Below are 13,348 nucleotides of genomic sequence, written 5' to 3' on the forward strand. Positions count from 1 at the left end.
CATTTCGCCTCTGTAAGGGTGCGGAAAGGTCAATCAGGTCACGGCGCCGATCTGCCACGGCACGAACTCGTTCTGCCCGTAGCCGTGTTGCTCGCTCTTGCTGCGCTGGCCCGATGCGATGCGCAGCATCTGTTCGAAGATGTAGGCGCCGCGTTCTTCAATGCTGGTGGAACCGTCGGCAATGCCGCCGCAGTTCACGTCCATGTCTTCTTCCTGGTGCTCGAACACCCGGTTGTTGGTGGCCAGCTTGATCGACGGCGCCGGGGCGCAGCCGTAGGCCGAACCGCGACCGGTGGTGAAGGCGATCAGGTTGGCGCCGCCGGCGACCTGGCCGGTGGCCGACACCGGGTCGTAGCCGGGGGTGTCCATGAACACCAGCCCCTTGGCGCGCACGGCCTCGGCGTACTGGTACACGTCCACCAGGTTGCTGGAGCCGGCCTTGGCCACGGCGCCCAGGGATTTTTCGAGAATGGTGGTGAGGCCACCGGCCTTGTTGCCGGCCGAGGGGTTGTTGTTGAGCTCGGCGTTCATGCGCTGGCAGTAGTCTTCCCACCAGTGGATGCGCGCGATCAGCTTCTCGCCCACTTCGCGGCTGACCGCTCGGCGCGTCAGCAGGTGCTCGGCGCCGTAGATTTCAGGGGTTTCGGACAGGATCGCGGTGCCGCCCGCGGCCACCAGGCGGTCTACCGCATTGCCCAGCGCGGGGTTGGCGGTGATGCCCGAATAGCCGTCGGAACCGCCGCATTGCAGGCCCACGATCAGGTGCCGGGCGCTGACCGGCTCGCGGCGCACCTGGTTGGCGTCGGCCAGCAGCGCCTTGACCTGCTCGATACCGGCGGCGATGGTCTTGGAGGTGCCGCCAATGCCCTGGATGGTGAACGCGCGCAACTGGGCGCCGGCGGTCAGCCCCTGGGTCTGCATCAGGCTTTCGATCTGGTTGGTCTCGCAGCCCAGGCCGATGATCAGCACGGCGGCGAAGTTGGGGTGCACGGCATAGCCGCCCAGGGTGCGGCGCAGCAGGCCCAGGGCTTCGCCGCTGGGGTCGACCGCGCAACCGGCACCGTGGGTCAGGGCCACCACGCCATCGACGTTGGGGTAGTCGGCCAGCGCCTCGGGGTGGATATCGCGGCGAAAATGGTCGGCCACGGCACGGGCAACGGTCGCCGAGCAGTTCACCGAGGTCAGGATGCCCACGTAGTTGCGGGTGGCCACCCGCCCGTCGGCGCGCACGATGCCTTCGAAGAAGGCTTCCCTGGCCGGCACGCTGTGGGCGTCTTCGCCAAAGGCGTAGTCACGGGCGAAGTCGCCCATCTCCACGTTGTGCACGTGCACGTGTTCGCCGGCCTCGATGGGCTGCGAGGCAAAACCGATGATCTGGCCATAGCGGCGCAGCGCCTCGCCCTGCTCCACGCGCTGGCTGGCCACCTTGTGCCCCGAAGGGATCGACTGGCGCACGGTGACCGCCTCGGCGTCCAGGTGCAGGCCCTCGGGCAGCACCTGGCGGGCAATCAGCACGTTGTCCAGCGGGTTGAGGCGGATGACCGCAGGGTCTTCGCTGCTGCGGGTTCTGGCAATCAGGTGCATGGGACCTCTCAGGGCGCTACGGCAAGCTTCTTGTTATGGCATCACGCCCGTCTTGTGCGGGCGAATCTGCACCAACTGTAAGGAGCCGGCCGGCGTATTCCCAATGAGATGATCCGATCAAGCGATAACCCTGGGTTATCGAAGTGCGAATTCTCGTTTCATTTATGGATCGTTTTATGACCCTCGGCTTGACGGCGCTGGCGGGCGAAGTCCAGCAGGATATCGGCGAACACCTGCGCCGAGCCGGTCAGCGGCTGGTTCTTGCGGGTGATGATGCCGTACTCCAGCGGTGCCAGATGCAGCGGGGTCTGCAGCTCGCGAAACTGACCGCTGGCCAGCTGCGCCGCCACCATCGAGCGCGGCAGCATGGCGATCATCGGCCCCGACTGCAGCAGTTGCAGGAACATCGGCATCGAGATGGTATCCACGCTGTCGGCGGGGGTGGCGATGTTGGCAGCGCGAAACGCCCGCTCCAGGCGGTCGCGGATCGGCGTGCCGACCGGGTACAGCACCCACGGCCAGTCGCCCAGGGCCTCCAGCGGCGTGACCTCGAGCTGGTTGAGCGGGTGGCTGCTGTTGACCACCAGGCAGAAGGGCTCGGGCTCCAGTGCCTGGAAGTCGAACAACTGGGCGAAGCGCGGTTCGGTGAAGCGCCCGATCATCAGGTCGAGCTTGTTCTGTTCGAGCATCGCCAGCAGGTAGTCGCTGGACTGCTCCACCACTTCTATCGACAGCAGCGGGCTGCGCGCCTTGATCGCGGCAATGGCCTGGGGCAGCACCACCGAGGTGGCGGCGAAGATGCCGCCCACCTTGATGAAGCCGTGCCCGCCCTTGCGCAGGCGATTGACCTGGTCGACGAAGGTGTGCGAGTCGGCCAGCGCGTTCTGCGCATAGCGCACCACGTACTCGCCCAGCTCGGTGGGCGGCATGCTGCGCGGCAGGCGTTCGAACAGGGCAAAGCCGAACTGCTCCTCGAGGTCGCGCAGCATCTTGCTCAGGGCCGGCTGGCTGAGGTTCATGCGCGAGGCGGTGGCGTGCATGTTGCGCGTGCGCGCCAGGGTGTCGATCAGCACCAGGTGTTTGAAGCGCACCCAGTTGCAGAAGCTGGAATGGGTAATGTCCGAGGGCATCGGCTCAGTGCCTCCTGAAGGTGGCGGCGCAGGTCATGTCATTGCGCCCGCAGGTAATGCAGCAGGGTGTTCAGCGCCACCGAGCGTGGGCGCGAACGCAGGGTCAGCAGGCCCAGGTTGACCATGCTGATGGGCAGCTCCACCGGCAGGATGGCGACCATGCCATAGCGCGCATAATGCTCGGCCACGTCGTTGGGCACCACCGCGATCATATCGGAGGCTTCGAGCATGGCGGTGGTGGCCAGGATCGAGGCGGTCTCGACGATGTCCAGCGACTGCACCATGCCGCCGGCCTGCAGCGCGCTTTCCACGCGCCGGCGCATGGGGCTGCCGAGCGGGTGCAGGATCCAGGTGAGGCTGACCAGGTCGGCCAGTTGCAGCGCCGCGGCGCCGGCCAGCGGGTGCCCTGCCCTGGCGATCACGCGCATCTGCTCGCCGATGTCGAACAGCTCGATGTCCAGGTCCTGGCTGTCACCCTGGTCGGGCAGGCGCCCGAGCACCACGTCGAAGTCGCCGCGCAGCAGCGCCGGCAGCAAGGTGTCGCTGGTGCCCACCTCGATGCTGATGCGCACCTTGGGATGGTCGCGCTTGTAGGCCAGCACCGCGCCGGTCAGCAGGCGCGGCACCGGGCCCATCACCGTGCCCACCCGCACCAGGCCCATGGCACCGCGGGCCAGTTCGGCGATCTGCGCCTGGGCGTGCTCGAACTCGTGCAGCGCGCCCTGGGCATAGCGGATCATCACCTCGCCATACAGAGTGGGCTGCATGCCCCGGGGCAGGCGCTCGAACAGGCGTACGCCCAGGCGCTCCTCCAACTGCTGCAACAGCAGGCTCGCCGCCGGTTGGGTGGTGTGCATGGCCGCTGCGGCACGGCGCAGGTTGCCGAACTCGCCCAGGGCGTTGAGCAAGGTGATCTGGCGGCTGGAAATTTTCAGCGCGCCGAGGCTGCGTGGCAGCAGCGGATCGGCTTCAGGGCTCGCAGACATATCGAATTCGGTATCTCTGGTTAGGAAACCGCGATTATGCACGTATCGCTCGGCAACCTACAGTCGGGTCTCCAAGTGGTCACCGAGAACAAGAGCCCGCCATGAGCATTCGAATTACCCACCTGAGCGTTCGCGATATCCGTTTCCCTACCTCGCTGTCGCTCGACGGCTCCGACGCGATGAACAGCGCACCGGACTATTCGGCGTCCTACGTGGTGCTGCACACCGACAGCCCCCTGGAAGGCCACGGCCTGACCTTCACCATCGGCCGCGGCAACGAGATCTGCGTGGCCGCGATCCAGTCGCTGGCACCGATGGTGGTGGGCCTGACCCTGGAAGAGATCACCGCCGACATGGGCGCCTTCTGGCACAACTTCACCGTGGGCGACAGCCAGCTGCGCTGGCTGGGCCCGGAAAAAGGCGTGATCCACCTCGCCACCGCCGCCATCATCAATGCCGTGTGGGACCTGTGGGCCAAGCACGAAGAAAAACCGGTGTGGAAGCTGCTGGCCGACATGAGCCCCGAGCAGCTGGTGCGCTGCCTGGACTTCAGCTACGTCACCGACGTGATCACCCCCGAGGAAGCCATCGCCCTGTTGCGCCGCAATGCGCCGGGCAAGGCCGAGCGCGAGGCGCAGATGCTGCGCGAAGGCTACCCGGGCTACACCACCGCACCGGGCTGGCTGGGCTACAGCGAAGAGAAGATGCGCCAGCTGACCCGCGAGGCCGTGGCCGATGGCTGGACCCACGTGAAGCAGAAGATCGGCGCCAACCTGGAAGACGACATTCGCCGCGCCGGTATCCTGCGTGACGAGCTGGGCTGGGAACGCACCCTGATGATGGACGCCAACCAGGTGTGGGGCGTGGACGAATCGATCGAGAACATGCGCCGCCTGGCCGCCTTCGCACCGCTGTGGATCGAGGAGCCGACCAGCCCCGACGACATCCTCGGCCATGCCACCATTCGCCAGCGCATCGCGCCGATCGGCGTGGCCACCGGCGAGCACTGCCACAACCGGGTGATGTTCAAGCAGATGTTCCAGGCCGGTGCGCTGGACTTCTGCCAGCTCGACGCGGCGCGCCTGGGCGGGCTGAACGAGGTGCTGATCGTGCTGCTGATGGCGGCCAAGTACGACGTGCCGGTGTGCCCGCATGGCGGGGGTGTGGGTTTGTGCGAATACGTGCAGAATATCGCGCTGTTCGACTACATCGGCGTTTCGGCCTCGCTGCACAACCGCGTGCTGGAATACGTCGACCACCTGCACGAGCACTTCATCGACCCGGTGGTGATCCGCCGCGGCCGCTACATGCCACCGCTGCGCCCCGGCTACAGCATCGAGATGCACGCCGACACCCTGGAGCGCTACCAGTACCCGAACGGCCCGGTGTGGCTGGACATCGCCCGCACCTGATCGACACCCAAGCCCGCCGCCGCGCCCTGCGCGTCGGCGGGCCGCACCATCAATACCGGGGTTAACAATAATGACAATCCTCAATACCGCGACAGCGGCGGCCGCGCCCGCCGTGCCTGCCGAACAACGCCTGAACAGCCTGCTGCTGCGCAAACTGCTGCCGCTGCTGGTCATCGTCTACGTGATGAGCTTTCTGGACCGCACCAACATTGCCCTGGCCAAGGCCAGCATGGGCATCGACCTGGGGCTGTCGGCCGCTGCCTACGGCCTGGGCGCCGGGCTGTTCTTTCTGACCTACGCGCTGGCCGAGGTGCCGAGCAACCTGATCATGCACCGGGTGGGCGCACGTTTCTGGATCACCCGCATCATGATCACCTGGGGCCTGCTGTCGGCGGGCATGGCGTTCGTGCAGGGCGAGACCTCGTTCTACATCATGCGCCTGCTGCTGGGCGTGGCCGAGGCCGGGCTGTTCCCGGGGGTGATGCTGTACCTGACCTACTGGTTCGACCGCGAACAGCGGGCACGCGCCACCGGTTACTTTTTGCTGGGCGTGTGCCTGGCCAACATCCTCAGCGGGCCGCTGGGCGGTGCGTTGCTGCAGATGGACGGTTTGCTGGGCTGGCATGGCTGGCAGTGGCTGTTCGTGATCGAAGGCCTGCCGGCAGTGGCGCTGGCGTATGTGGTGTGGAAGAAACTGCCTGACGGGCCGGCCTCGGCCAAATGGCTGTCGGAGGCCGACAAGCGCGATATCGAGCAGCGCCTGAGCGCCGAAAAAGCCGCCGCGCCGCCACAGACCCGCCTGAGCCAGATGTTTCGCGACAAGCAGATCTGGCTGGCGATCGCGGTGTACTTCGTGCACCAGATCACCATCTACACGGTGATCTTCTTTCTGCCGGGCATCATCGGCACCTATGGCAACCTGTCGCCGTTCCAGATCGGCCTGCTGACCTCGGTACCGTGGATTGCCGCCGCCATTGGCGCCGCGACCTTCCCGCGCCTGGCCACCACCCCCACCCGCTGCCGGATGATCATGTTCTTCGGCTTGCTGACCATGGCGGCGGGGCTGGTGATTGCCTCGTTCTCCAACTCGTTCATCGGGCTGGTGGGCTTTTCGCTGACGGCGCTGATGCTGTTCGTGGTGCAGTCGATCATCTTCGTGTTCCCGTCCAGCCGCCTGAGCGGCAGTGCACTGGCGGCGGGGCTGGCGTTCGTGACCATGTGCGGGCTGTTCGGCGGGTTCGTCGGGCCGTCGGTGATGGGGTTGATCGAGCAGACCACCGGCAGCACGCGCAACGGGCTGTGGGTGATCGCCGGCCTGCTGGTGCTGGCGGCGCTGATCAGCACGCGGTTGCGTCAGGGGCAGGAGGAGAAGGCTCAGGCCTGAGCCCATCTCGAATCGGCGCTGCCTGCATCGCGGGTCAAGCCCGCTCCCACAAGGATCATCGCGGTCCGTGTAGGAGCGGGCTTGACCCGAGATGGTGTTCATATCATTCCGAATGATAGTTACCTTCGCCCCATTCGATTCGTTGTTAATAGTTACAAATCGCAGAATCCGCCCACTCTCAATACATTGGCGGATCTATCCATGGAACACTCACTCAAACCCTTGCGCTATCCCCTTGCTGCCCTGGCACTGGTGGTGATGAGTGCCTGTGGTCGTACCCCGGAGGCCCCGCAAGCGCCCGGTGCGCCGAAAGTCACGGTGGCCAAGGTGCTGGAGCAGCCCATCAACGAATGGGACGAGTTCACCGGCCGCCTCGAAGCCCCCGAAACCGTCGAAGTACGCCCGCGCGTGTCCGGCCAGATCGACCAGGTAGCCTTCACCGAAGGTGCCCAGGTCAAGAAAGGCGACCTGCTGTTCCAGATCGATCCGCGCCCGTTCCAGGCTCAGGTACGCCAACTTGAAGCCCAACTGCAACAAGCCCGCGCCACCGCCACCCGCAGCCAGACCGAAGCCCAGCGCGGCGAGCGCCTGCGCAGCAGCAACGCGATTTCCGCCGAACTCGCCGAGTCGCGCACCAGTGCCGCCGCCGAAGCCCGCGCCGGGGTGGCCGCGATCCAGGCGCAACTGGACCTGGCCAGGCTGAACCTGAGCTTCACCCGCGTGACCGCGCCCATCAGCGGCCGTGTCAGCCGCGCCGAGTTCACCGCCGGCAACATCGTCACCGCCGATGTCACCGCGCTCACCAGCGTGGTGTCCACCGACAAGGTCTACGCCTACTTCGACGCCGACGAGCGCGTGTACCTCAAGTACACCCAGCTGGCCCGCGACGGCCAGCGCGGCCAGAGCACCCCGGTGTACCTGGGCCTGTCCAACGAAACCGGCAACCCGCACCTGGGCCAGATGAACTTCGTCGACAACCAGGTCAACCCCAAGACCGGCACCATTCGCGGTCGCGCGGTGTTCGACAACAGCGACGGCCAGTTCACCCCCGGGCTGTACGCGCGCCTGAAACTGGTAGGCAGCGCCACCTATTCGGCCGTGCTGATCAACGACGAGGCCGTGGGCACCGACCTGGGCAAGAAGTTCGTGCTGGTGATGGACAAGGACAACAAGGCCGATTACCGCGCCGTGGAGCTGGGCCCCAAACTCGAAGGCCTGCGTATCGTGCGCAGCGGCCTGAGCAAGGAAGACCGCATCGTGGTCAAGGGCCTGCAGCGTGTACGCCCTGGCTCGCCGGTCAGCCCTGAAGAAACCCCGATGGCCAGCGACACCACCCTCGCCGCCCTCGCCCAGCAACGCCAGGCCCTGGAAGCCAGCACCCCGAGCAAGCCGGTCACGGTCAAGCTCGCCAGTGCCGCGGCACCACGCGGTTAAGGGACCAGACCGATGAATTTTTCCCAGTTCTTCATTACCCGGCCGATCTTCGCCGCCGTGCTGTCGCTGCTGATCCTGATCGCCGGCAGCATCTCGCTGTTCCAGCTGCCGATCAGCGAATACCCCGAGGTGGTACCGCCCACCGTGGTGGTCCGCGCCAACTTCCCCGGCGCCAACCCCAAGGTGATCGGCGAAACCGTGGCCGCGCCGCTCGAGCAGGCCATCACCGGTGTAGAGAACATGCTGTACATGTCCTCGCAGTCCACCGCCGACGGCAAGATCACCCTGACCATCACCTTCGCCCTGGGCACCGACCTGGACAACGCGCAGGTGCAGGTGCAGAACCGTGTGACCCGCACCCAGCCCAAGCTGCCCGAGGAAGTCACGCGTATCGGTATCACCGTCGACAAGGCCTCGCCCGACCTGACCATGGTGGTGCACCTGACCTCGCCGGACAACCGCTACGACATGCTCTACCTGTCCAACTACGCGATCCTCAACATCAAGGACGAGCTGGCTCGCCTGGGTGGCGTGGGTGACGTGCAGCTGTTCGGCATGGGCGACTACTCGCTGCGCGTGTGGCTGGACCCGAACAAGACCGCCTCACGCAACCTGACTGCCAGCGACGTGGTGGCTGCCATTCGCGAGCAGAACCGCCAGGTGGCCGCCGGCCAGCTCGGTTCGCCGCCCGCCCCCGGGGCCACCAGCTTCCAGCTGTCGGTCAACACTCAGGGCCGCCTGGTGAACGAAGAGGAATTCGAGAACATCATCATCCGCTCTGGCGCCGACGGTGAAATCACCCGCCTCAAGGACATCGCCCGGGTGGAGCTGGGCTCCAGCCAGTACGCCCTGCGTTCGCTGCTCAACAATCAGCCGGCGGTGGCGATCCCGATCTTCCAGCGCCCTGGCTCCAACGCCATCGAGATCTCCGACGAAGTACGCGCCAAGATGGCCGAGCTGAAGAAGGACTTCCCCGAGGGCATGGACTACAGCATCGTCTATGACCCCACCGTGTTCGTGCGCGGCTCGATCGAAGCGGTGGTGCACACCCTGTTCGAGGCGCTGATCCTGGTGGTGCTGGTGGTGATCCTGTTCCTGCAGACCTGGCGCGCCTCGATCATCCCGCTGGTGGCGGTACCGGTCTCGCTGATCGGCACCTTTGCGGTGATGCACCTGTTCGGCTTCTCGCTCAACGCGCTGTCGCTGTTCGGGCTGGTGCTGGCCATCGGTATCGTGGTGGACGACGCCATCGTGGTGGTGGAGAACGTGGAGCGCAACATCGAGCTGGGGCTCAACCCGCTGGAGGCGACCAAGCGCGCCATGAGCGAAGTGACCGGGCCGATCATCGCCACCGCGCTGGTGCTGTGCGCGGTGTTCATCCCAGCGGCGTTCATCTCCGGCCTGACCGGGCAGTTCTACAAGCAGTTCGCCTTGACCATCGCGATTTCCACGGTGATCTCGGCGTTCAACTCGCTGACCCTGTCGCCGGCGCTGGCTGCGGTGTTGCTCAAGGGCCATCACGCCCCCAAGGACCGCTTCTCGAAACTGCTCGACCGCCTGCTCGGCGGCTGGCTGTTCAAGCCGTTCAACCGCTTCTTCGAGCGTGCCAGCCATGGCTACGTGGGCACCGTGGGCCGCGTGATCCGCAGCAGCGGCATCGCCCTGTTCGTGTACGCCGGGCTGATGGTGCTGACCTGGATGGGCTTTGCCGCCACCCCGACCGGTTTCGTGCCCGCCCAGGACAAGCAGTACCTGGTGGCCTTCGCGCAACTGCCGGATGCGGCCAGCCTTGACCGCACCGAATCGGTCATCAAGAAGATGAGCGAGTTCGCCCTCAAGCAACCGGGTGTGGCCGATTCCATCGCCTTCCCGGGCCTGTCGATCAACGGGTTCACCAACAGCCCCAACAGCGGCATCGTGTTCGTCGCACTCAAGTCGTTCGACCAGCGCAAGGACCCCAGCCAGTCGGCCGCGGCGATTGCCGCCACGTTGAACGCGCAGTACGCCGACATCCAGGAAGCCTACATCGCGATCTTCCCGCCACCGCCGGTTCAGGGGCTGGGTACCATCGGCGGTTTCCGCCTGCAGATCGAAGACCGTGGCAACCTGGGGTATGAGGCGCTGTACAAGGAAACCCAGAACATCATCGCCAAGAGCCACAACGTGCCGGAGCTGGCCGGGCTGTTCACCAGCTACCAGGTGAATGTGCCGCAGGTGGATGCCGCCATCGACCGTGAGAAGGCCAAGACCCACGGTGTGGCGATCAACGATATCTTCGACACCCTGCAGATCTACCTGGGCTCGCTGTACGCCAACGACTTCAACCGCTTTGGCCGTACCTACCAGGTCAACGTGCAGGCCGAGCAGCAGTTCCGCCTGGATGCCGAGCAGATCGGCCAGCTCAAGGTGCGCAACAACCAGGGCGAGATGATCCCGCTGGCGACCTTCATCAAGGTCAGCGACACCTCCGGGCCGGACCGCGTGATGCACTACAACGGCTTCATCACCGCCGAGATCAACGGTGGCGCAGCACCCGGCTACAGCTCCGGCCAGGCCGAACAGGCCATGGCAAAACTGCTCAAGGAAGAGCTGCCCAACGGCATGACCTTCGAATGGACCGAGCTGACCTATCAGCAGATCCTGGCCGGCAACACCGCGCTGTTCGTGTTCCCGCTGTGCGTGCTGCTGGCGTTCCTGGTACTGGCTGCCCAGTACGAGAGCTGGAGCCTGCCGCTGGCGGTGATCCTGATCGTGCCGATGACCCTGCTGTCGGCCATTACCGGGGTGATCCTGTCCGGTGGCGACAACAACATCTTCACCCAGATCGGCCTGATCGTACTGGTGGGGCTGGCGTGCAAGAACGCGATTCTTATCGTCGAGTTCGCCAAGGACAAGCAGGCCGAAGGGCTCGACCCGCTGGCTGCGGTGCTGGAAGCCTGCCGGCTGCGGCTGCGCCCGATCCTGATGACCTCGTTCGCCTTCATCATGGGTGTGGTGCCGCTGGTGTTCTCCTCCGGGGCCGGCGCCGAAATGCGCCATGCCATGGGTGTGGCGGTGTTCTCCGGGATGATCGGGGTGACGATTTTCGGCCTGTTGCTGACCCCGGTGTTCTTTGTGTTGATCCGTCGTTATGTAGAGCGCAGCGAGGCCCGCAAGGCGGCCCGCCAGCTGCAGCTGGAGAACCAGGCATGAACCACTTGAAACTGTGGGCACCGAGCCTGCTGGTACTGGCCCTGGCCGCCTGTGCGGTCGGCCCGGACTACCAGGCCCCGCACACCGACGCCGCGCACCTGGCGGCGGCCGATGCGCAGGAGGCCAAGGCGGCCTTCGACCGCACCCGCTTCGATGCGATCTGGTGGCGTCAGTTCGACGACCCGGTCCTCAACCAGCTGGTGAGCCAGTCGCTGGCCGACAACCGCGAGCTGCGCGTGGCGTTTGCGCGCCTGAAAGCGGCGCGGGCGATTCGTGACGATGTGAGCAACGATGCGCTGCCCACCGTCACCAGCCGCGCCAGCAGCGACCTGGGCAAGGGTCAGATACCTGGCCAGACCGACCGCCGGGTCAACAGCGAGCGCTACGACCTGGGCCTGGACATGGCCTGGGAGCTTGACCTGTTCGGCCGCATTCAGCGCCAGCTGGAAGCCAGCGAGGCGCAGGAGGCCGCGGCCCAGGCCGACCTGCAACAATTGCAGGTGAGCCTGATTGCCGAGCTGGTTGATGCTTATGGACAACTGCGCGGTGCGCAGTTGCGCGAGAAGATAGCCCTGGCCAACCTCAAGACCCAGCAGGATTCGCGCGGCATTACCGAAACCCTGCGTGATGCAGGGGTTGGCAACGAATTGGACGTGGTGCGCGCCGATGCGCGCCTGGCGGCGGTAGAGGCCAGCGTGCCGCAGCTGCAGGCCGAGCAGGTGCGTGCGCGCAACCGCATCGCCACCTTGCTGGGGCAGCGGCCGGATGCGTTGAGTGTCGACCTGTCGCCGGCGCAGTTGCCGGCGATTGCCAAGGCCCTGCCGATTGGCGACCCGGGCGAACTGCTCAAGCGTCGCCCGGATGTGCGCAGTGCCGAGCGCCAGCTGGCGGCGGCCACGGCGAATGTGGGGGTGGCCACGGCCGACCTGTTCCCGCGGGTGAGCCTGAGCGGCTTCCTGGGCTTTACCGCAGGGCGTGGTTCGCAGTTGGGGTCGAGTGCGGCGCAGGCGTGGGCACTGGGCCCGAGCATCACCTGGGCGGCGTTCGACCTGGGCAGTGTGCGGGCGCGTCTGCGCGGCGCGAATGCCGAGGCCGAGGGTGCGTTGGCGACCTATGAGCAGCAGGTGCTGCTGGCGTTGGAAGAGTCGGAGAATGCGTTCAGCGATTACGCCAAGCGTCAGCAACGGCTGATGGCGCTGCTGCGCCAGAGCGAGGCGAGCCGCAAGGCCGCGGACCTGGCGTCGATTCGTTACCGTGAAGGTACGGTGGATTACCTGGTGCTGCTGGATGCCGAGCGTGAACGGCTTACTGCCGAGGACGCGCAGGCGTTGGGCGAGGTGGACCTGTATCGCGGGATCGTGGCGATCTACAAGGCACTCGGTGGTGGCTGGCAGACCGACAGCGTGGCTGCGGCGAACTGATTCAGAGCTCCTTTGGTTGGTTAGCACCGACCACTTTGCCCCGCCATTGGCGGGGCTTTTTTTTGTGGCCTGAACGCAGTTTGCCTGTCGCCGTACGGCAAATCGCGGGTCAAGCCCGCTCCCACAACGGCTACGGTGATCCTTGTGGGAGCGGGCTTGACCCGCGATTGGGCATAACTGTCAGTAGTAGGCGTTTTCTTTCTGCGAATGGTCGGTCACGTCCCGCACGCCCTTGAGCTCCGGAATGCGTTCGAGCAAGGTGCGCTCGATGCCTTCGCGCAAGGTAACGTCGGCCTGGCCGCAACCCTGGCAACCACCGCCGAACTGCAGCACAGCAATACCGTCCTCGACCACTTCGATCAGGTTGACCTGACCGCCGTGGCTGGCCAGCCCCGGGTTGATCTCGGTTTGCAGGTAGTAGTTGATGCGCTCGTTGATCGGGCTGTCGGCATTGACCATCGGCACCTTGGCGTTCGGCGCCTTGATGGTCAGCTGGCCGCCCATGCGGTCGGTGGCGTAGTCCACCACCGCATCTTCCAGAAACGGGATGCTGACCGCATCCAGGTAGGCGGTGAAGGACTTGAGCCCCACCGCTTCGTCTTCCGGCTTTTCTTCACCTGGCTTGCAGTAGGCAATGCAGGTTTCGGCGTAGTTCGTACCCGGCTGGGTAATGAAAATGCGAATGCCAATGCCTGGGGTATTCTGCTTTTCCAGCAGATCGGCCAGGTAATCGTGCGCGGCGTCGGTAATCGTTATGGCGCTCATGTAAGTTCCTCACAGACTTGTGCGCAGTTTACGCCAACAC

Annotated in this window: 9 protein-coding genes; 5 read left to right on the plus strand and 4 right to left on the minus strand. The window is 65.5% G+C overall.

Features of this window, described 5'->3' with window-relative positions; genetic code table 11:
• Positions 1-33: 33 nt before the first annotated feature.
• From ACPRTJ_RS25830 to ACPRTJ_RS25840, 3 genes are all read right to left on the minus strand, one after another.
• Positions 34-1,584, minus strand: coding sequence for a UxaA family hydrolase (locus tag ACPRTJ_RS25830; protein WP_043864068.1), 1,551 nt, complete (start codon positions 1,582-1,584; stop codon positions 34-36).
• A gap of 158 nt (positions 1,585-1,742) precedes the next feature.
• Positions 1,743-2,714, minus strand: a complete 972-nt coding sequence (locus ACPRTJ_RS25835; RefSeq protein WP_426427601.1) for a LysR family transcriptional regulator — start codon at positions 2,712-2,714, stop codon at positions 1,743-1,745.
• A 38-nt stretch (positions 2,715-2,752) separates the two neighbouring features.
• Positions 2,753-3,700: a LysR substrate-binding domain-containing protein gene (locus ACPRTJ_RS25840; protein ID WP_054914325.1), complete on the minus strand. Its 948-nt coding sequence runs from the start codon at positions 3,698-3,700 to the stop codon at positions 2,753-2,755.
• 101 nt (positions 3,701-3,801) lie between these two features.
• Here ACPRTJ_RS25840 and ACPRTJ_RS25845 point away from each other — a divergent pair, with 101 nt between their 5' ends.
• From ACPRTJ_RS25845 to ACPRTJ_RS25865, 5 genes are all read left to right on the plus strand, one after another.
• Positions 3,802-5,112, plus strand: a complete 1,311-nt coding sequence (locus ACPRTJ_RS25845; protein WP_043864071.1) for an L-fuconate dehydratase — start codon at positions 3,802-3,804, stop codon at positions 5,110-5,112.
• Positions 5,113-5,182: 70 nt separating this feature from the next.
• Entirely contained in the window at positions 5,183-6,496 is a 1,314-nt protein-coding gene (locus tag ACPRTJ_RS25850) for an MFS transporter (protein ID WP_043864072.1), read from the plus strand.
• A gap of 201 nt (positions 6,497-6,697) precedes the next feature.
• Positions 6,698-7,930, plus strand: a complete 1,233-nt coding sequence (gene mexE / locus ACPRTJ_RS25855) for a multidrug efflux RND transporter periplasmic adaptor subunit MexE (protein ID WP_043864073.1) — start codon at positions 6,698-6,700, stop codon at positions 7,928-7,930.
• A 12-nt stretch (positions 7,931-7,942) separates the two neighbouring features.
• A complete protein-coding gene (locus tag ACPRTJ_RS25860) occupies positions 7,943-11,122 on the plus strand; it encodes an efflux RND transporter permease subunit (RefSeq protein ID WP_327781014.1) in 3,180 nt (1,059 codons plus the stop codon).
• A complete protein-coding gene (locus tag ACPRTJ_RS25865) occupies positions 11,119-12,543 on the plus strand; it encodes an efflux transporter outer membrane subunit (RefSeq protein ID WP_043864075.1) in 1,425 nt (474 codons plus the stop codon). The genes ACPRTJ_RS25860 and ACPRTJ_RS25865 overlap by 4 nt, the downstream gene beginning before the upstream one ends.
• A 180-nt stretch (positions 12,544-12,723) precedes the next feature.
• On the opposite strand, the gene nfuA is transcribed toward ACPRTJ_RS25865, so the two are convergent.
• Positions 12,724-13,308: a Fe-S biogenesis protein NfuA gene (nfuA, locus tag ACPRTJ_RS25870; protein ID WP_058540345.1), complete on the minus strand. Its 585-nt coding sequence runs from the start codon at positions 13,306-13,308 to the stop codon at positions 12,724-12,726.
• Between the last annotated feature and the right edge of the window lie 40 nt (positions 13,309-13,348).

This window comes from Pseudomonas palmensis, from assembly GCF_049942755.1.
GTDB lineage: Bacteria > Pseudomonadota > Gammaproteobacteria > Pseudomonadales > Pseudomonadaceae > Aquipseudomonas > Aquipseudomonas palmensis.